Source organism: Bifidobacterium avesanii, from assembly GCF_009299475.1.
Classification (GTDB): Bacteria; Actinomycetota; Actinomycetes; order Actinomycetales; family Bifidobacteriaceae; genus Bifidobacterium; species Bifidobacterium avesanii.
On sequence record NZ_WBSN01000030.1, the window covers coordinates 1 to 18,471 of the forward strand.

15 protein-coding genes are annotated in these 18,471 nt (G+C 67.5%); 8 read left to right on the forward strand and 7 right to left on the reverse strand.

Annotated features, from left to right (window positions below):
- Window positions 1-363: 363 nt before the first annotated feature.
- Window positions 364-1,665 carry a tRNA guanosine(34) transglycosylase Tgt gene (tgt, locus tag DSM100685_RS10150; RefSeq protein WP_152351221.1) on the reverse strand — a complete coding sequence of 434 codons (1,302 nt, stop codon included), beginning with the start codon at window positions 1,663-1,665 and terminating at the stop codon, window positions 364-366.
- 284 nt (window positions 1,666-1,949) lie between these two features.
- Window positions 1,950-2,780, reverse strand: coding sequence for an IclR family transcriptional regulator (locus tag DSM100685_RS10155; RefSeq protein WP_152351222.1), 831 nt, complete (start codon window positions 2,778-2,780; stop codon window positions 1,950-1,952).
- A 290-nt stretch (window positions 2,781-3,070) separates the two neighbouring features.
- On the opposite strand from DSM100685_RS10155, the gene leuC reads away from it, so the two are divergent.
- The 7 genes from leuC (at window position 3,071) to amrS (ending at window position 12,533) form a co-directional block, all read left to right on the forward strand.
- Window positions 3,071-4,474, forward strand: a complete 1,404-nt coding sequence (gene leuC / locus DSM100685_RS10160; RefSeq protein ID WP_152351223.1) for a 3-isopropylmalate dehydratase large subunit — start codon at window positions 3,071-3,073, stop codon at window positions 4,472-4,474.
- Window positions 4,475-4,529: 55 nt separating this feature from the next.
- Window positions 4,530-5,216: a 3-isopropylmalate dehydratase small subunit gene (gene leuD / locus DSM100685_RS10165; RefSeq protein ID WP_152351224.1), complete on the forward strand. Its 687-nt coding sequence runs from the start codon at window positions 4,530-4,532 to the stop codon at window positions 5,214-5,216.
- Window positions 5,217-5,839: 623 nt separating this feature from the next.
- Complete coding sequence (locus DSM100685_RS10170; protein ID WP_152351225.1) at window positions 5,840-6,736, forward strand: lysophospholipid acyltransferase family protein; 897 nt, start codon at window positions 5,840-5,842, stop codon at window positions 6,734-6,736.
- 427 nt (window positions 6,737-7,163) lie between these two features.
- Window positions 7,164-8,162 (forward strand): NAD(P)H-dependent glycerol-3-phosphate dehydrogenase, encoded by a 999-nt coding sequence (locus DSM100685_RS10175; RefSeq protein ID WP_152351226.1) that lies wholly within the window; start codon window positions 7,164-7,166, stop codon window positions 8,160-8,162.
- A 65-nt stretch (window positions 8,163-8,227) separates the two neighbouring features.
- A complete protein-coding gene (locus DSM100685_RS10180) occupies window positions 8,228-9,370 on the forward strand; it encodes a D-alanine--D-alanine ligase family protein (RefSeq protein WP_152351227.1) in 1,143 nt (380 codons plus the stop codon).
- A gap of 126 nt (window positions 9,371-9,496) precedes the next feature.
- Window positions 9,497-11,410 carry an AmmeMemoRadiSam system protein B gene (amrB, locus tag DSM100685_RS11030; RefSeq protein WP_239512599.1) on the forward strand — a complete coding sequence of 638 codons (1,914 nt, stop codon included), beginning with the start codon at window positions 9,497-9,499 and terminating at the stop codon, window positions 11,408-11,410.
- A 37-nt stretch (window positions 11,411-11,447) separates the two neighbouring features.
- On the forward strand, window positions 11,448-12,533 hold the full coding sequence (amrS, locus tag DSM100685_RS10190; RefSeq protein WP_152351228.1) for an AmmeMemoRadiSam system radical SAM enzyme: 1,086 nt from the start codon (window positions 11,448-11,450) through the stop codon (window positions 12,531-12,533).
- A gap of 169 nt (window positions 12,534-12,702) precedes the next feature.
- On the opposite strand, the gene DSM100685_RS10195 is transcribed toward amrS, so the two are convergent.
- The gene (locus DSM100685_RS10195; protein ID WP_204314208.1) at window positions 12,703-13,476 is read right to left on the reverse strand and encodes a mechanosensitive ion channel family protein; all 774 of its coding nucleotides are present in this window, start codon (window positions 13,474-13,476) and stop codon (window positions 12,703-12,705) included.
- Window positions 13,477-13,637: 161 nt separating this feature from the next.
- Between DSM100685_RS10195 and DSM100685_RS10200 the strand changes: the two genes are divergently transcribed.
- On the forward strand, window positions 13,638-14,534 hold the full coding sequence (locus tag DSM100685_RS10200) for an aldo/keto reductase (RefSeq protein ID WP_239512598.1): 897 nt from the start codon (window positions 13,638-13,640) through the stop codon (window positions 14,532-14,534).
- Here the strand turns inward: DSM100685_RS10200 and DSM100685_RS10205 are convergent, their stop codons facing one another.
- From DSM100685_RS10205 to rpmB, 4 genes are all read right to left on the reverse strand, one after another.
- Window positions 14,535-14,744, reverse strand: coding sequence for a DUF6199 family natural product biosynthesis protein (locus DSM100685_RS10205; RefSeq protein ID WP_152351230.1), 210 nt, complete (start codon window positions 14,742-14,744; stop codon window positions 14,535-14,537).
- A 101-nt stretch (window positions 14,745-14,845) separates the two neighbouring features.
- Window positions 14,846-15,472, reverse strand: a complete 627-nt coding sequence (rsmD, locus tag DSM100685_RS10210) for a 16S rRNA (guanine(966)-N(2))-methyltransferase RsmD (RefSeq protein WP_152351231.1) — start codon at window positions 15,470-15,472, stop codon at window positions 14,846-14,848.
- 142 nt (window positions 15,473-15,614) lie between these two features.
- Entirely contained in the window at window positions 15,615-17,891 is a 2,277-nt protein-coding gene (locus tag DSM100685_RS10215) for an ATP-dependent DNA helicase RecG (RefSeq protein WP_152351232.1), read from the reverse strand.
- Between the two features lie 121 nt (window positions 17,892-18,012).
- Window positions 18,013-18,207 (reverse strand): 50S ribosomal protein L28, encoded by a 195-nt coding sequence (rpmB, locus tag DSM100685_RS10220; protein ID WP_152351233.1) that lies wholly within the window; start codon window positions 18,205-18,207, stop codon window positions 18,013-18,015.
- Window positions 18,208-18,471 lie beyond the last annotated feature (264 nt).

An 18,471-nucleotide genomic window follows, 5' to 3' on the forward strand; every position in this document is an offset into this window, starting at 1 on the left:
GGATGATCTCGGGCGCGTTGATGCGGTCGTCGTAGAACAGGCCGACGACCATGCGCTTGACGTCCTTGCGGTACATTGCGGACTCCAATCCGGACGCCAAAGCGTCCAACTTTTCGTCCGCACCCCCCAATAAGGTGCCGTGCCGCACTGGATTTGCTCAATTCGGCTCGGACTGACCGTCGTTCGGACTTACTGCCGGTTGATCTTGCCATCGCTCGGCCATGCTGCCGTTCGGTCTTGCCATCGCTTGGTCCCACGATCGCCCGGCACCACCGTCTCCCGGCACTACCGTCGCCCCGCCCCGACGCCGCGCTCAGCTCCTCGTCTCGCTCGCCGCTGCAAATCGAACTCCCCGGCCGCGGATCAGCCCCGCGAGCCGTTGGCGTAGAAGCGGGCCAGCGTCTCGTCGCGGTACTCGTCGAAATAGCCGCCGTCGATGGACGCGCGGATCTCCTCGAGCAGACGCACGAAGAAGCGCTCGTTGTGGATGGTGGCGAGCGTGAATCCGTTGTATTCGCGGGCGCGCAGCAGGTGGTCCACGTAGGAGCGCGAGTAGTGCTGGCAGGTGTAGCAGTCGCAGTCGGCCTCGATGGGGGAGAAGTCGTTCTTGAACTGCGCGCGCTTGATGTTCCAGCGGCCGTCGCGCGTGAAGAGGGCGCCGTTGCGGGCGCAGCGGGCGGGGGCCACGCAGTCGAAGGTGTCGCCGCCGTTCTCCACCGCGGCGAAGATGTCGTCCACGGCCGCGATGCCCAGCACGTGGCGGGGGCGGTTCTCCGGCATTTCGTCGCAGATCCACGCGCACGTCTGGCCGAGGATGCGCTTTTCGATCGCGCCGCCGATGCCCACGCCGTCGAAGTCGAGCGAGGCGATCTGCGAGGCCGCGCGCCGGCGCAGGTCCTCGTAGTTGGCGCCCTGCACCACGCCGAACAGCGCCTGATACGGCTTGCCCACGCGCGCCTCGGTCAGCCTCTGGTGCTCGGCCACGCAGCGCTGCGCCCATCGGTAGGTGCGCTCCACGGACTGCTCCTGATACGACCGCGTGTTCATGAGCGTAGTGAGCTCGTCGAACGCGAACATGATGTCCGCGCCGATCTTGTGCTGGATGCCCATGGAGATCTCCGCGGAGAAGCGGTGTTCGTCGCCGTTGAGGGGGGACTTGAAGGTCACGCCGTCCTCGTCCACGAACGCGAGGCGCTGCTTGCCCTTGGCGATCACGTCGTCGGACTTGAGACCCGTCACGTCCATGGCGAGCGTCTTCTTGAAGCCGGCGCCGAGCGAGAGCACCTGGAAGCCGCCGGAGTCCGTGTAGGTGGGTCCGTCCCAGTTCATGTAGCGCGCCAGACCGCCGGACATGTCGATGGTGTCCTCGCCGGGGCGCTCGAAGAGGTGGAACGCGTTGGCGAGCAGGCATTGCGCGCCGAGATCCTTCATCTGCTCGGGCAGGACGGCCTTCATGGCGGCCTGCGTGCCGACGGGCACGAACGCGGGGGTCCTGATGTCGCCGTGCGGGGTGTGGATGATGCCGGTGCGGCCGTAGCGCGCGCCGTCGCGGCCCAGTCCGTTGGCGGCGTTGGGCAGACGCGTGATCGTTTCGAAGGAGAAGGCGCTTCTGTCTCCGGGTTTGCCGGGCTGCGCGCCGAGGGGGTGGTTCAGCAAAGACGTCATGCCCTCTACTGTATCCAAAATGGCAAACTTGCGGTTTTGGACCCGTGAGGGCGGCTGCGGCCGGCATGAAACCGCTTCCAAAGGTCCGAAATCACAAATTTGCGAAAATGCGCGGCCGTATTGCTTAATCGGTCCAAGCTGCGCCCGTTTCGCCGTAGATTGGACCGATCGGTCGATTTGGGGCTCTGCTGGAGGCCTGAAAAACGCATGATCGGTCCAAGCTGCGCTGGATGGGGTGCAGGTTGGACCGATCGGGATGCTTTGGGATGTTGCGGCGGGAGCGGCTACATCGCGCCGAGGGTGGAGGCCTTGATGAGCGCTTCGGTCAGGTATTTGCCGGCGGCCATGACCAGCGGCGCGTAGTGGCGGCCGGGCTGCATGCCCATGCGGCCGGTCGGGCCGGAGATGGAGATGGCGGCGATCACCTGGCCGGACGCGTTGCGGATGGGCGCGGAGATGGAGCACACGCCCTCCTCGCGCTCGTTGACCGACTCGGCCCAGCCGCGCTTGCGGACCTGAGTGAGCTTGGTGGCGGTGAATTTGGCGTGGCGCAGGCCCTGGTGCATGCGCTCGGAGTCCTCCCACGCGAGCAGGATCTGCGCGGCGGAGCCGGCCTGCATGGAGAGCATGGCGCCCACGGGGATGGAGTCGCGCAGACCGGAGGCGCGCTCGACGGCCGCGATGCACACGCGCTGGTCGCCCTGACGGCGGTAGATCTGCGCGGATTCGCCGGTACGGTCGAGCAGGGTCCTGAGGATCGGGCCGGCGGCGGTGAGCAGGCGGTCCTCGCCGGCGGCCGCGGCCAGTTCGGCGAAGCGGGAGCCGAGCACGAAGCGGCCGTGGGAATCGCGCAGCACGAAGCGGTGGCGTTCGAGGGCGATGGCGAGGCGGTGCGCGGTCGGGCGGGCGAGTCCGGTGGCGGCCACGAGCTGGCCCAGCGTGGACGGGCCGGACTCCAGCGCGTCCAGAATCTTCACGGTTTTGTCGAGGACGCCGACGCCGGAGTGGATCTCGCCGTCATCGGGCGTCTGCGCGGTCTGGGCGGGCTGCTGGGGGCGCGCTTCTGCGGCCGCGCGCGCTGCGGCCATGGTGTCGTCACTCTCTTCGGAAGTCATGAGGAGCATTCTGCCATCTCATAATGTGAAATGCAAATCCGGGGTGATGTCCATTTAGCGAGAAAATATGCCCCTCGGTTTCCGCAATCCACGCCCGCCATCATACGGACGCCGGCAAAACGTTGGAATATCAACGATTCGTTGGAAATCGGCCAATAGCCCGCCGCGGGCACATCTCATATACCGGCCGCGCGGGGCTCGCATACCAACCCCGGCCCATACGCTGTATAGCACACAAGGTGCGCGAAGGCAATACCTCGCGCGGAAAAGAATCGAGGAGGTCCCTAAGTATGGGAACGACATTGGCCGAGAAGGTCTGGGCCGATCATCTGGTACGCAAGGGCAGCGACGGGGCGCCCGATCTGCTGTACATCGACCTCATGCTCATGCACGAGGTTACCAGCCCGCAGGCGTTCGAGGGACTGCGTCTGGCCGGCCGCAAGCCGCGCCACGTGGACCAGCTCATCGCCACGGAGGACCACAACACCCCCACGGTCGACATCGACCGCCCGAACCCGGACAAGACCAGCGCCCTGCAGCTGAGCACGCTGGAGAGGAACTGCAAGGAGTTCGGCGTGCGCCTGCACCCGCTCGGCGACGCGGACCAGGGCATCGTCCACGCGTTCGCGCCGATCCTCGGCCTCACGCAGCCGGGCATGACCATCGTGTGCGGCGACTCCCACACCTCCACGCACGGCGCGTTCGGCGCGCTCGCGTTCGGCATCGGCACCTCCGAGGTGGAGCACGTGATGGCCACCCAGACCCTGTCGCTGAAGCCGTTCAAGACCATGGCGATCAACGTCAACGGCAAGCTGCCGGCCGACGCGACCGCCAAGGACGTCATCCTCGCGATCATCGCGAAGATCGGCACCGGCGGCGGCCAGGGCCACGTGATCGAATACCGCGGCGAGGCGATCCGCAACATGACCATGGACGAGCGCATGACCGTGTGCAACATGTCCATCGAGGCGGGCGCCCGCGCCGGCATGATCGCGCCGGACGAGACCACGTTCGAGTACCTCAAGGGCCGCCCGCACGCGCCGGAGGGCGAGATGTGGGACAAGGCCGTCGAGTACTGGAAGACGCTGAAGACCGACGACGACGCCGTGTTCGACAAGGTCGTGGACATCGACGCGACCAAGCTCGGCCCGTTCGTCACGTGGGGCACCAACCCCGGCCAGGGCCTGCCGATCACCGCGAACGTGCCGGTGCCGGAGGACATCGCCGACGCGACCAAGCGCGCCGCCGCCGAACGCGCCCTGAAGTACATGGACTTGAAGCCCGGCATGCCGATCAAGTCGATCCCCGTGGACACCGTGTTCATCGGCTCGTGCACCAACGGCCGCATCGACGACCTGCGCGCCGCCGCGGCGATCATGAAGGGCCACCACAAGGCCAAGTCGATCCACCGCGTGCTCGTGGTGCCGGCGTCCTCCCGCGTGCGTCTGCAGGCGGAGAAGGAGGGCCTCGACAAGATCTTCAAGGACTTCGGCGCGGAATGGCGCAACGCCGGTTGCTCGATGTGTCTGGGCATGAACCCGGACAAGCTCGTGCCGGACGAGCGCTCGATCTCCACGTCGAACCGCAACTTCGAAGGCCGTCAGGGCAAGGGGTCGCGCACGCACCTCGCGTCGCCGCAGGTCGCTGCCGCCACCGCCATCCGCGGCACGATCTCGTCGCCGGCGGATCTGTGATTCCGGCGGACCTGTGATTCAGGTAGCGTGATTTAGGTAGAAGGACTGGAAACCCATGGAAAAACTCGTGAAAATCACCGGCGTGGGCGTGCCGCTGCGCCGCTCCAACGTCGACACCGACCAGATCATCCCCGCCGTGTTCCTCAAGCGCGTCACCAAGAGCGGTTTCGACGACGCGCTGTTCTACGCGTGGCGCCGTGACCCGAAGTTCGTGCTCAACCAGCCCGAATACGCGCCCGGCCGCATTCTGGTGGCCGGCCCCGAATTCGGCATCGGCTCCTCGCGCGAGCACGCGGTGTGGGCCCTGCACGACTACGGCTTCCGCGTGGTGATCGCGCCCAGCTTCGCGGACATCTTCTACGGCAACACCGCCAAGAACGGCGTGCTGGCGGCCATCATGCCGCAGGAGTCCGTTGAGCTGCTGTGGAAGCTGCTGGAGGAGGAGCCCGGCCGCGAGATGACCGTCTCTCTGGAGGACCGCACGGTGACCTGCGGCGACGTGACCCTGCCGTTCGAGGTGGGCGACTACGTGCGCTGGCGCCTGATGAACGGCTACGACGACATCGACCTGACGCTGCAGCACGAGGACGACATCGCCGCCTACGAGAAGATGCGCGCCGAGCGCTTCCCGTTCAAGCCCAAAACCATCCCGGCCAAGCACTGGGCCGAGGAGAAGGTCGTCTCCGCCCGCGAGCCGGAGAACGAGGCTGAATGGGCGGGACCGTTGGCTGATCGCGCCTAGCGGCGTGATCAGCCTGTTGGAAGCCCGGTGGGCTTCCAACAGGCCCTGCGCCTCGCCGCCACCACGGCGGCGAGGCCAGCGTTGGGCCCGGCCCCGGCCGGTCCGTAATTGCAGGGCCGAAGGCGGGCCGTTGGCTAATTGTTAATTGCCGATCGTTGACTGGCATGCTTGGCGCCGATCGCTGACGGCTGATCGCATATGGACATTGCGACGGTGGTTTGGGACAGGGAGCGCTCCTCCTGTGTCCCAAACCGCCGCCGTTTTCGTTGTTGGCGGCGGATTGAGATACAACGTCCGGGTTGTGTGTCTCGATTCGCATCCATTTCCGCGGATGGGTGCGGATTGAGACGCAAACGGCATGTTGTGTGTCTCAATCCGCATCCGTTTGCAAAAGTGGCGGCGGATTGAGACACAGAAGCGGGGGTTTGTGTCTTGAATCGCATCCAATCTCAAAAATGGGTGCGGATTGGGACGCGGCAGGGAGGGGGAAGGAAAGGCAAAGGAATGCGGGAATCTCCAACGCCCCGCCGGTCTGTGCCCATCCGTCCGCGTCCGCACGCAATGGCGGCCCCGATTCGGCCCGGTCGTCGCGTCGGTACGCCGGCTGGGGCACAATGGGACGCATGGCATCCAAAGGAAAACCGTCGCCGCGTTCGGCCGTCAAGCCCCTGAGCGACGCACAGGTGGCGAAGCTCGCCCGCGAACACACGCTCGTCGACCCCATGCGTGATTTCCCCACCGGCCCGCGCAAGGCCAACGTGGCGGAGATCAACGCGCAGCATCCCAAGGGCACCAAGCGCCTGCTCACCGGCGTGGACGTGGTGTTCCGCGCCAGCTGCAAGACCCGCGCGTGGGGGCTGGAGAACGTGCCCGAGGAGGGACCGTTCATCACTGCGGCCTCGCACGTGACGATGTTCGACGTGTTCGTGCCGATGGCGTCGCTGTTCCACATGGGCCGCCGCCCGCGCTACATGGCCAAGGCGGAGATGGCCAAGTGGCCGCTGATCGGCAAGTGGTTCCAGCTGGTGGGCATGCAGCCGGTCCAGCGCCACTCCGGCAAGGCGAAGGCGATCGAGGAGACGAGCGTGGGGATCCTCACCTCCGGACGGCCGCTGACGGTCTGGCCCGAGGGCACGGTGACGCGCGACCCGCAGAAGTGGGTCATGAGCATCAAGGAGGGCGTGGGCTACATCGCGCTCGAGGCGTCGCACCGGCTCGGGCATGAGGTGCCGCTGTTCTGCGCCGCCACGTGGGGCGCGGCGAGCATCAACCACTGGTGGCCGTGGCCGCGCAAGAACGTGGTGATGTGCTACGACCATCAGCTCGAATACGGCGATCTGCTGGACGACATGGCCGATTGGGGCGAGGAGCCGCCGGTCGACAAGGTCAACGAGCTGACCGACCGCGTGTTCCGCAGGCTCAACGTGCTCATGGAGGAGATCCGCGGCGAGAAGTTCCCCGCCGAGGGGTACTGGGACTATCGCACGATGAGCCGCAAGCCGATCGACATCCACGCCTGACCGGTCGGCTGCGTGACGATGGGCCGCGGCTGCGTGACAGGGACCGGCATCGTGGCCGTGGCCGTGACGAAGCGCGGGCGCTCACGGTCACGTGGACCGCAAATCGTTGCAATGACGCCATTATGCGTCTGACGCGCACCGGGCCATCCGGTCTCTGTCACGCACTCTGTCACGGTCATGGTCACGTATGCGGCCATGCGACTGGGCCACGTGACCGGAGAAGCGGAAGCGTGTAGATTGGACATGATGTGTGGACTGGGAATACTGGGAATGAGGAGTGACCGTTCATGACGAACATTACCGTTTTGGGAGCCGGAGCTTGGGCGGAGCCGTTAAGGCGGCAGCCCGGTGGGCTGCCGGTAGGCGACGCCGAGGCGACTTCGCGGAGCCGAGGCAATATGACGGAACTCCAAGAGGAGGCGACACGATGACGAACATTACCGTTCTGGGAGCCGGAGCTTGGGGCACCACCTTCGGTCAGGTGCTGGCGGACGCGGGCAACAGCGTGACGATGTGGGCGATCGAGCCGGAGATCGTGGAGGGCATCCGCGACCATCATCACAACGCGGTGCGCCTGCCCTCCGTGGAGAGGCTGCCGGAGAACATGACCGCGACCGGCGACCGCGCCGAGGCGGTGCGGGACGCGGAGATCGTCGTCGTGGCGATCGCGGCTCAGGCGGCTCGCAAGGCGCTCGCCGACTTCAGGGACATCATCCCCGCGCACGCGATCGTGGTGAGCCTCATGAAGGGCATCGAGCGCGGCACCAACAAGCGTATGGACGAGGTGGTGCGCGAGGCGCTCGACCTGCCGGAGAATCGCTTCGTGGCGGTGTCCGGCCCGAACCTGAGCAAGGAGATCGCCGCGCGCGAGCCCAGCGCTACCGTGGTCGCCTCCACCAACCCGTACGCCGCCGCGAAGGTGGCCAACGCGTGCTCCACGAGCTACTTCCACCCGTTCACCTCCAACGACGTGATCGGCCTGGAGATGTGCGGCAGCCTGAAGAACGTGGTCGCGCTCGCCGTCGGCATGGCCCGCGGCGCCGGCTACGGGGAGAACACGGCCGCGATGATCGAGACGCGCGGACTGGCGGAGCTGACCGCGCTCGGCAAGGCCGCGGGCGCCGACCCGAAGACCTTCGCGGGACTCGCCGGCGTGGGCGACCTGATCGCCACGTGCGGCTCCCCGCTGAGCCGCAACTACACGTTCGGCGCGAACCTCGGCAAGGGCCTCACGGTCGAGGAAGCCACCAAGGTGTCCAACGGCGTAGCCGAGGGCGTGCCCACCACGGACGCGGTCGTCGCGCTCGGCGACCAGCTGCACGTGCCCACCCCGCTCGCCTTCGCGATGAGCCACGTGCTGCACGAAGGTATTAGTTGTGAGCAGATGCTGGGCGAACTGTTCGGCACCGAAATCACCGCGGAGTAATCTTAGCCAACGGACGTTAGACGACGGACGCAATCGGAACCACGAGCAGAGGAGTTGTAAGGACGATGGCGAAGAAGCGGATTGTGGTGTTGTACGGCGGGCGCGCGGATGAGCATCCGATCTCCTGCATTTCCACGGCCGGCGTGCTCAAGGCCATTGACACGGAGAAGTTCGAGCCGATCCCGGTGGGCATCACGCGCGACGGCAAGTGGATCGTGGACGGCGAGGATCCGCGCGGCTGGGACCTCAACGGCGGCGACCTGCCGAGCGTGGAGATCACGCCCGGCTCCCGCCCGGTCGTGCTGGACATCGCGCTCGGCCAGGACGGCTTCTTCGCCGGCGATCCGAACGGCGGCGACCCGGTGTCGCTGGGCCATGTGGACGCGGTGTTCCCGGTGCTCCACGGCCCGTACGGCGAGGACGGCACCGTGCAGGGGCTGCTCGAGATGATGAACGTGCCGTACGTGGGCTGCGGCGTGTTCGCGTCCGCGGCGTGCATGGACAAGCACTTCACCAAGGTGGTGCTCAACGCGGCCGGCATCGCCACCGCCCCGGGCATCACGCTCGACACCCGCCTGTTCGACGCCGCCGACGAGTTCGCCGCGAACGCCGACGCCGTGCTGGCGCAGGTGGAGGCCGCCGGACTGGCCTACCCGCTGTTCGTGAAGCCGTCCCGCGCGGGCTCCAGCTTCGGCGTGACTAAGGTGGAGCGTCCCGGCGACGCGGCCGAGCTGATCGCCGCCGTGTTCGAGGCCAGCAAGCACGACTGGAAGGTGCTCGTGGAGCAGGGCATCGAGGGCCGCGAGATCGAGTGCGCGGTGCTGGCGCCCAAGGCCACCGACGAGCCGGCCGCCAGCTGGCCCGGCGAGATCGTGCTCGACCGCCGCAACGCCGGCGACGACCAGTTCTACGACTTCGACTCCAAGTACACCGACGCCGAGGCCTCCCACGTGGAGGTGCCGGCGCACCTGCCCGACGAGACGCTGCAGCGCGTGCGCGAGACGGCCGTCAAGGCGTTCAAGGCGCTCGACCTTGCCGGTCTGAGCCGCGTGGACACCTTCGTGACGCCGAACGGCGACGTGATGATCAACGAGATCAACACCATGCCCGGCTTCACCCCGATCTCCATGTACCCCAAGGCGTGGGAGGCGACCGGCGTGAGCTACACCGAGCTGATCACCAGGCTCATCGAGGGCGTGCTGCGCTGAGCGCACCGCGCCGACGTTCGCGCTTCCGACGAATCCGAGGGGTAGCTGGCGGGTACTGTGGTGCCTGACGGCTACCCCTCGTCGTTTGCCCTCACATTGCCGAGGGGAGTAAGGAAGCGATCCGACATGGGTGATGAACGGTTCCGCAGCATTCGTCCCGCCGCGGTGGCGGGGGCGTTCTATCCGGGCGATGCGGCCCGGCTGGACGCGATGATCGAGGATCAATTGGCATATGCGCGCAGGCGCCTCGGGCTTGGCGCGGGATCCGGCGCGCGGTCCGATTCCTCCGACGAGGCCGGGCGGCGCTGGCCGAAGGCGGTGATCGTGCCGCACGCCGGCTACGTGTATTCCGGCACCACGGCCGCGCTGGCCTACGCACTGCTGGCCGCCGGACGGGGCACGGTGAGCCGTGCGGTGATCGTGGGACCGACGCATCGCGTGCCCGTGCGCGGCGTGGCCATGTCCACCGCCGACGCATGGGAGACGCCGCTCGGCACGGTCCGCGTGGACGTGGACGCCGAACGGTCGGCGCTGGACGCCGGCCGGTTGATCGTCAATGATCCGACGCATGCGCGGGAGCATGCCGTGGAGGTGCAGGTGCCATTCCTGCAGAAGGTGCTCGGACCGGACGTGGCGATCGTGCCGCTCAACGCCGGCGACGCCACGCCGCGCGAGGTCGGCGACGCGTTGCGCGCCCTGTGGGGTGGCCTGGAAACCGTGATCGTGATCAGCTCCGACCTGTCGCACTATCATCCCGAGCGCGTCGGACGGACCATCGACGACGAGACGATCGGACGCGTCAACGCGCTGGACTATCCGATTTCGCCCGACCGCGCGTGCGGGGCGTACCCGATCAACGGGCTGCTCGACGTGATGGTTCGGGGAGCCGAGGGGGACCGTGGGGAGGGAACGGACGATGCCGGGCCTTCGACCGTGCAACGTCCGGACAATGCCCGTCCCTCTTCTCGGGCATCTCGCCCGTCGGCCGGCCGAGGCGATATGGGTGTTTGCGAAGGTGGTGACAATGTGGGCACATTGGGCCCACAACGTGCCCACGCTGTCACCACTGAAATAAAAAGCCCTATGGGCTCGGGTTCGGGCTTGGACGCAGGTGCCGGCTCGGGGATCGGTGCCGGTTCAGGCTCCGGTGAGCGGCGTCTGCGGCTGGAATTCCTCGGGTGCAGCACGTCCGGGGACGGCGGCGAGGTGGCGCTCGCGGGCGAGGAGCGGCCGGCCATGGCGGATCCGTACGACCGCGTGGTCGGGTATGCGAGCTGGGCGCTGTGGGAGGAGACCGGGAAGGTCGGGGAACCCGAGCGGGACGGACAATATGCGGAACCGGAGCCGTCGGATGAATTGGAGTCGGCGGAGGAACCGGAATCGGTGGGAGGCGCGGAGACGACGGAGAAGGCGGCGGGAGCCACCGCGCTGGGAGCCGCGGTTCCGGGACGGGAACATGAATGCGGGCATGAGCACGAACACGAGGGAAGCGTGTTGCTGCGGCTTGCGCGGACCGCGCTGGCCGAGCATCTGGGCATCGACGTGGACGGGCCATCGGTGGCGGAGATCCGGGCCGCGCATCCGTGGCTGGACGAGCCGGGCGCGAGCTTTGTGACGTTGACCGAAAACGGGCGGCTGCGCGGTTGCATCGGGTCGCTGAGGGCCAGTCAGTCGCTCGGCGCGGACGTGGCCGAGCATGCGGTGGACGCGGCCGTGCACGATCCGCGCTTCTACCCGGTCGGACCGGGCGAATACCCGCTGCTGCGTTTCGAGGTGTCCGTGCTGGGCGAACCGGAGCCGATGGTCGGCGTGCGTTCGCGGGACGCGTTGGAACGGGCGCTCAAGCCGGGCGTGGATGGGTTGATCATCAGCGACGGCGTGGGGCGTGCGGCCACGTTCCTGCCGCAGGTGTGGGACGAGCTGCCGGACCCGCATGAGTTCGTCGGGCATCTGCTGGCCAAGGCCGGGCTGCCGGCGAATATGGACTGGCGAAACGGCGAGATAACCGCCCGGCGGTACACTGTTCGAGCGTACAGGTGAGCGCGTTGGAACGGGCAAGGTGCGAAGGGAGGCTGCCATGAGTGCGGAGACGCAGGCGCAGGTCATGCACCCGGTGTTCGGGCGCTGGCAGCATCCGCTCGACGACGGCCGCGTGCAGTGCGACCTGTGCCCGCGCGAATGCAAGCTGCGCGAAGGGCAGCGAGGCTTCTGCTTCGTGCGCTCCAACCACGAGGGGCACATCGAGCTCGACACGTACGGCCGGTCCTCCGGCTTCGCGCTCGACCCGGTCGAAAAGAAGCCGCTCAACCACTTCCACCCGGGCAGCTCCGTGCTGAGCTTCGGCACGGCCGGGTGCAACTCCGCGTGCAAGTTCTGCCAGAACTGGGACATCTCCCGCGCCCGCAGCTGGGACCGCGTGGCCGTGGAAGCCGAACCCGACGACATCGCCGCTTCCGCCGCCAGCCGCGGCGTGACCTCGGTGGCCTTCACCTACAACGATCCGATCGTGTTCGCCGAATACGCGATCGACACCGCGGACGCGTGCCGCGAGAAGGGCATCCATCCGATCGCCGTCACCGCCGGCTACATGAGCGCCGCCGCGCGCCCCGACTTCTACAACGCCATGGACGCGGCCAACATCGACTTGAAGGGCTTCACCGAGGACTTCTACCAGTCGGTCACCGGCACGCACCTGCAGGACGTGCTCGACACCATCGACTACGCGGTCAACGAGGCGCGCACGCCCAACGACGAGCACGTGTGGGTGGAGCTCACCACGCTGCTCATCCCCGGGCGCAACGACGACGACGCGCAGCTGCACGCCGAGTGCGCCTGGATCCGCGAGCACTGCGGGCCGGACGTGCCCCTGCACTTCTCCGCGTTCCACCCCGACTACAAGATGCGGGACGTACCGCCCACGCCGCTCGCCACGCTGCTGCGCGCCCGCGAGATCGCATACGCCGAGGGACTCAACTACGTTTACACCGGCAACGTGCACTATCCGGAGGGCGACACCACGTACTGCCCGAACCCCGACTGCGGGGCCGTGCTCGTGGAGCGCGACTGGTACCGGATCGTCTCGAACCGGCTGGACGGGCATGCCGCGCCCGACGGGACTGCGAAATGCCCCGAATGCGGCACTCCCATCGCCGGCCGATGGTAGTTTCTGCGCTCCGCGGCGCGTCCCGCGGTGGGCGCATTCGATTTCTGACCTCATACGTGAAGTAGCGCGGTCCCGGAACCGCCTGAAACCGGCGGAACGACGGTACGAGGAGGGCGGTTTTCGGCGTTTGTACCCGACGCGTTAGGTCAGAAATCGAATCGGTCCTCGATTACTCCCCGATCGCGGCGCGCTGCTCCAGAAAATCGGCGTTGGCCAGCGAACGCGTGACCGCATCCTTCATGGTGGACTGGAACACGCCCGGCTTCGCGAACGCCCACACCTCGCCCTCGAGGCCGTAGGGCGAAAAGCCCGTGAGCTTCACCAGCGGCGTGGATCCCGGCAGCGCGAGATCGGCGGTCGCGGCGCTTACGGTCGCCACAATCCGCGCGGACATGGCGTCCGGATCCGTGCCGGCCTTCGCGGTGAACGGCACGGTCACCAGCGCCTCGTTGGCCGCCGGCATCTTCTTGAGCTCCTTGGTGTTGAGCACCGAATTCGGGATCACCAGCTCGTTGCCGTTGCGCTCGCGGATCACCGTGTGGCGCCACGTGATGTCCTTCACGGTGCCGGTGGCGCTCGCGATCGTCACCTCGTCGCCGGGCTGGATCACCTTGCCGAGCATGAGGCCGAAGCCGCCGATCACGTTGGCGACCGTGTCCTTCAAGCCCAGCGAGATGGCGACGCCGCCGACGCCGAGCGCCGTGATGATCGTCTGCGGGTTGATGCCGAACACCGGTTGGAGGACCATGCTGGCCGCCACCACCCAGATGAGCACGCGCAGAATGTTCGCGAAGATCGACGCGCTCGGCACGTCCGTCTTGTTGAGCAGGCGGATGGTCCAGCGCTTCACCAGACGCGACGCGACGGCCGCGGCCACGAAGACGATGACGAACAACAGCAGTTTGCCCGCGTTGGCGTGCAACCAGTCAAGCATGAGTTCCATGCCTGCCATACTAGTGGTCCGGCTTGCGCGGGGATTCGGCGAATGTGGAAGTTTCACCGGTAAAGGCTGAATGTTCGCTGAATTCGGCGCGCCGGTGGCGGGGGCGGCGCTTACAGTGGAGGGTAGGAGTTACCCGGTCAACGACGATGAAGGGGGCTGGTATGGGAACTCACCGGATTGAAGGCGCGGTTGGCGCAGGCGGTGCGATCGGCACGGTGGCGCTGCGCGATGGCGGCGTGATGCAGACGATGGGCATGGGGACCTGGCATATGGCGGAGGACGCGAATCGGCGGGCGGACGAGATCGCGGCGCTGCGCGAGGGCGTCGACTTGGGCGTGAAGCTGATCGACACGGCCGAGCTGTACGGCGACGGCGAGGTCGAGACGCTGGTGGGGGAGGCGATCCGCGGCCTCGACCGGAGCGAACTGTGCATCGTGAGCAAGGTGATCCCGTCGCACGCCGGCCATAAGGACATGCGCGCCAGCTGCGAGGCGTCGCTCAAGCGTCTCGGCACGGACTATCTGGACCTGTACCTGCTGCACTGGCCCGGCGCGGTGCCGCTGGAGGAGACCGTCGCGTGCATGGAGTCGCTGCGCGCGGACGGGCTGATCCGCCGCTGGGGCGTGTCCAACTTCGACGTAGACGACATGGAGGCCCTGTGGCGGGTGCCCGGCGGCGACTCATGCGTGGCCAATCAGGTGCTCTACCACTTGGAATCGCGCGGGGTGGAGGTAAGTCTCAAGCCGTGGATGCGCGATCACGGCGTGGCGATGATGGCCTACAGTCCGCTCGCGCAGGGAGGCCGGCTCGCGTACGGTCTGCGCGACGACCCGACGCTCAACGCGGTGGCCGGGCGGCACGACGCCACGCCGGTGCAGATCATGCTCGCATGGGCGATGCGCGACGGCGAAACGATCGCCATCCCCAAGGCCGGCAGTCCCGCGCACATGCGGCTCAACGTGGAGGCGGCGGGCATCACGCTGACGCCGGACGACTTGGCCGCGCTGGACCGGCGGTTCCCCGCGCCCGCGAGGAAGCCGCCGCTGGACTGGCTGTGATTACAGCACGATGTTCGTGACGACGCCGATGCCGATCACGAACAGGATGAAGCCGCAGATGCGTGCGAACAGCAGCGCTCCGCGGCTCGGGTCGGTGTAGGTGCCGGTGATTTTGCATGCCAGACGCCACACCCAGTCCGCCGAGAACAGCAGCGCCGCGCCCCACAGGGCCAGCACGACGCACGCCACGATGATGCCGATGTCGCTCATGTGCACACCTCGATTGTGTTGGATTTCCTTTGGTTTTCAGGTCTTGATGCCGGTCCGCCGGTCCCAAGCCTAGCATCGGGCGGGTCTGGCGCCTCGGCTGGTCAGGCGTCCGCGCGTTCGAAGTAGACGACGGCAGTCTCGCCGTAGTCGCGCGACTGGGTGATCTCCCAGCCGTCCGGCGCGGTGAGCGGCTCCGAGCGGGTGGACCGTTCGAACATGATGATCGCGTTCGGATCGGCCACCCCGTTGGCGACGATGTCCGCGAGCAGACGGTTGCACGCCGCGGTCTCCATCGCGTATGGCGGGTCGATGAGGATCAGGTCGAAGCCGGGGCCGGCGTATCCCGCTGCGAACGACTCGGCCTTGGTGCGCATGGCGCGGGCGCTCATGCCGTTGTCCCACGCGCGGGACGTCTTGAGCGCGGCGAACGTCTTGCCGAGCAGCGTGGCGGCGGGACCGGCGGCCTCCACGGCCACGAGCTCCTTGGCGCCTCGGGACAGCGCCTCGATGCCGAGCGCCCCGGTGCCGGCGAACAGGTCGAGCACGCGCGCGTCGTCGATCACGCCCCACGAGTCGAGGTGCGAGAAGATCGCCTCCTTGGTGCGGTCGGTGGTCGGGCGGGTGCCGGTTTTGGCGGTCGGCAGCTGGAAGCCCTTGAATCGTCCTGAAATCACGCGCATATGGACCACTCTAGCGTGCGTGCCGCGTTCCGGGGCCCAATCACGCATCCGATCCGCTCATTCCGCATCCCCGAATTGGCAAAATGAGCGAATCCGATGTTTAAGCGGCGTTTTTTGCCCGCCACGCATCGGATTTGCTCATCCTGCGATTTGCAGCTGGCAAAGTGAGCGGATTCGATGCGATGCGCTGCTACGTGGAGGTGAGGAAGTCGGCGCTGCCGCGGGTGAAGTCGAGCACCGCGCCGGCCAGCTGCGGCTCGTGCGCGAGCTCCGGATCGTCCGCCAGCACGCGCTCCGCCTCGCCGCGCGCCTGCTCGATGAGCTTGGCGTCCTTGATCACGCGCAGCAGCTTGAGGCTCGACTTGCCGCCGGACTGGGCGTCGCCAAGCACGTCGCCGGCGCCGCGCAGCTCCAGATCGGCCTGCGCGATTTCGGCGCCGTCCAGCGTGCCCTGAATCACGTTGAGGCGACGGGCCGCGATGGAGTCCGGCTCGGCGCGGGAGATGAGGAACGCCCACGAATTCGTGCCGCCGCGGCCCACGCGCCCGCGCAGCTGGTGCAGCTGCGACAGCCCGAATCGGTCGGCGTCGAAGATCACGATGCAGCTCGCCTGCGGCACGTCCACGCCCACCTCGATCACCGTGGTGGCCACCAGGATCGGCGTGGTGCCGTCCGCGAACTCGGCCATCACGCGGGTCTTGGTCTCATCGTCGTCGCGGCCGGTGAGCGTGGCGAGCTTGAGCCCGCGGAATTGCGGCAGCGCGGCGAGGCGGTCGGCGATCTCCGCGACCGAATGCAGCGGCGGGCGGGTTTCGGCCTCCCCGTTCTCCCCGATGTCCCCGTCGTCGATGAGTTCGACGGCCGAATCGTCGTCGTCCGTGGCGTCGTCGGCGTCGATGCGCGCGCAGACCACGTAGGCGCGTTCCCCGGCGTCCACCCGCGCGCGCAGATGCGCGAACATGCGGGCCATCGTGCCGCCGTCCGCCTCCGGCACCACGATCGTGCGGATCGGCTTGCGTCCGCCCGGTAATTCGGTGAGCCACGAAAGGTCCAGATCGCCGAACCACGTCATCGCGGCCGTGCGGGGGATTGGCGTGGCGGTCATGACCAGCAGGTGCGGGGCCACGTCGTAGCGGTGGCGCAGGGTTTCGCGCTGCTCCACGCCGAAGCGGTGCTGCTCGTCGATCACCACCAGCGCCAGATCGGGCGCCTGGAACGTCTTGGAGAATGCGGCGTGCGTGGCCACCACGATGCAGGGGACGCCGGACGCGACCGTGGCGAGCGCGGCGCGGCGGGCCTTGAGCTTCATGCCGCCGGTGAGCAGGATGACGGGGACTTCGGGGGTACCCGCCTCCGCCTCCGTGTCCCCGCCGGGAATCCTGCCGACCATGCCGGCGATCGTCTCCGCATGCTGCTCGGCCAACACCTGCGTGGGCGCGACGAGCACGGCCTGATGCCCGGCCCCCACGGCGTCGAGCATGGCGACCACGGCCACCACGGTCTTGCCGGAGCCGACCTCGCCCTGCAACAGCCGCTGCATGGGCCAGTCGCGGGCCATGTCGTGCGTCACGTCGTCCACCACCGAGCGCTGCCCGCCGGTCAGCTCGAACGGCAGCGACGCCACGAACCGCCTGACCAGCCCCTCGCCGCCCGAGCAGTTGTGCGCCTTGACCTGATGCGTGCTGTGTCGGGTCTTCACCAGCGCGGTCTGGCTGACGAACGCCTCCTCGTAGCGCAGCGTGGCGATGCCCCGGCGGAAGTCGTCGGTCGTGTCCGGATCATGCACCGCACGGAACGCCTCGACGCGATGCAGGTAGCCGTCCGCCTCGCGCACGGATTCGGGCAGCACGTCCGGCAGCTCGTGCGCGTCCAGCGCTTCCAGAAAGCCCATGATCGACTCGTGGATGTGGTCGGAGGAGATGCGGCTCGTGGCGTGGTACACCGGGCGCGGGCGGCACACGCGGCGCAGGGCCTGCTCCTCGGAATCGGCGTCGAACTTGAGCGAGCCGGCGGTGTCCGGCAAGGGCGTGGCTCCCCCGGGCGCGATGGTGAGGATCTCCGGGTGCGTGAACTGCAGCTGCCCGTTGAATTCGCTCGGCGAGCCGGCGACCACCACGCGCGAGCCCTGCCGCAGCCGCATGCTCATCCAGTCCACATACGGCTTCTTGTAGGAGAAGAACACCAGCCGGGCCGCGGTCCCGGCGTCGTCGGCCACCACGGCTTCGAGGCGGAACCCGCGGCGGGCGTTCATCGGCACAGCGCGCACGGCCTGAACGGACGCGGCGAAGGCGATCGGCATGCCGATCTTGGATTCGCGGATCGGGCGCGACGGCACCGGGTCGGTCACGCGGAACGGATAGTACGTGAGCGCGTCCCGCACGGAGACGATGCCCAGCGATTTGAGCGCGCCGGCGCGCCGCCGGTTCGTCAGCAGCGACGACACGGCGGTATCCAACGAAACACTCATGAAACCCATCCTAACGCCCGTGCGGACTCGTCGGTGTGCGGAAAGCGGCAAAGCAAAACCCCGGGGCCGACGGGCGACTCCGGGGTTCTGAAAAAGTTCGCTAGGCTGCGATTGGCACGATTCACGCGGCCACGCGCTGGACCTTGCCGGCCTTCAGGCACTTGACGCACACCTGGACGCGCACGTTGGCGCCGTCGATGGTGGTGCGAACCGGCTGGAGGTTCGGGCGGAAGGTACGCTTGTTACGGATATGCGAATGCGAAACGGTGTAGCCGGTCTGCGGGCCCTTGCCGCACACTGCGCAACGAGTTGCCATGGTGGACTCCCTTGTGTTTGTCTGTTCCAAGTCTTTCGTGCCCGGCGCTCGCGTTTTTGCCGCTTGGCTGAACACACAACTTCACAATGATACAGCGCGGATTTGGAAAATGCAAATTGAGGCGGGTGGGCTGCGGGCGGACGGTGGCTGGGCGGTGAATGGGCCGCAGATGGATGGCGGGTGGATGCCGGATGGGCGGTGAATGGGCCGTGGGCGGGCGGTGAGTGGACGGTGGTTGGGCAGTGAATGAGTCGCGGGCGGGCT

What these genes read in the sequence shown, in the direction of transcription:
- DSM100685_RS10155 (WP_152351222.1), bottom strand. Translation starts at nt 2,780, where the DNA reads ATGACTTCCGAAGAGAGTGACGACACCATGGCCGCAGCGCGCGCGGCC.
- rsmD (WP_152351231.1), bottom strand. Translation starts at nt 15,472, where the DNA reads ATGCGTGATTGGGCCCCGGAACGCGGCACGCACGCTAGAGTGGTCCAT.
- leuD (WP_152351224.1), top strand. Translation starts at nt 4,530, where the DNA reads ATGGAAAAACTCGTGAAAATCACCGGCGTGGGCGTGCCGCTGCGCCGC.
- tgt (WP_152351221.1), bottom strand. Translation starts at nt 1,665, where the DNA reads ATGACGTCTTTGCTGAACCACCCCCTCGGCGCGCAGCCCGGCAAACCC.
- leuC (WP_152351223.1), top strand. Translation starts at nt 3,071, where the DNA reads ATGGGAACGACATTGGCCGAGAAGGTCTGGGCCGATCATCTGGTACGC.
- amrS (WP_152351228.1), top strand. Translation starts at nt 11,448, where the DNA reads ATGAGTGCGGAGACGCAGGCGCAGGTCATGCACCCGGTGTTCGGGCGC.
- DSM100685_RS10215 (WP_152351232.1), bottom strand. Translation starts at nt 17,891, where the DNA reads ATGAGTGTTTCGTTGGATACCGCCGTGTCGTCGCTGCTGACGAACCGG.
- DSM100685_RS10170 (WP_152351225.1), top strand. Translation starts at nt 5,840, where the DNA reads ATGGCATCCAAAGGAAAACCGTCGCCGCGTTCGGCCGTCAAGCCCCTG.
- DSM100685_RS10195 (WP_204314208.1), bottom strand. Translation starts at nt 13,476, where the DNA reads ATGGAACTCATGCTTGACTGGTTGCACGCCAACGCGGGCAAACTGCTG.
- rpmB (WP_152351233.1), bottom strand. Translation starts at nt 18,207, where the DNA reads ATGGCAACTCGTTGCGCAGTGTGCGGCAAGGGCCCGCAGACCGGCTAC.
- DSM100685_RS10205 (WP_152351230.1), bottom strand. Translation starts at nt 14,744, where the DNA reads ATGAGCGACATCGGCATCATCGTGGCGTGCGTCGTGCTGGCCCTGTGG.
- DSM100685_RS10180 (WP_152351227.1), top strand. Translation starts at nt 8,228, where the DNA reads ATGGCGAAGAAGCGGATTGTGGTGTTGTACGGCGGGCGCGCGGATGAG.
- DSM100685_RS10175 (WP_152351226.1), top strand. Translation starts at nt 7,164, where the DNA reads ATGACGAACATTACCGTTCTGGGAGCCGGAGCTTGGGGCACCACCTTC.
- DSM100685_RS10200 (WP_239512598.1), top strand. Translation starts at nt 13,638, where the DNA reads ATGGGAACTCACCGGATTGAAGGCGCGGTTGGCGCAGGCGGTGCGATC.
- amrB (WP_239512599.1), top strand. Translation starts at nt 9,497, where the DNA reads ATGGGTGATGAACGGTTCCGCAGCATTCGTCCCGCCGCGGTGGCGGGG.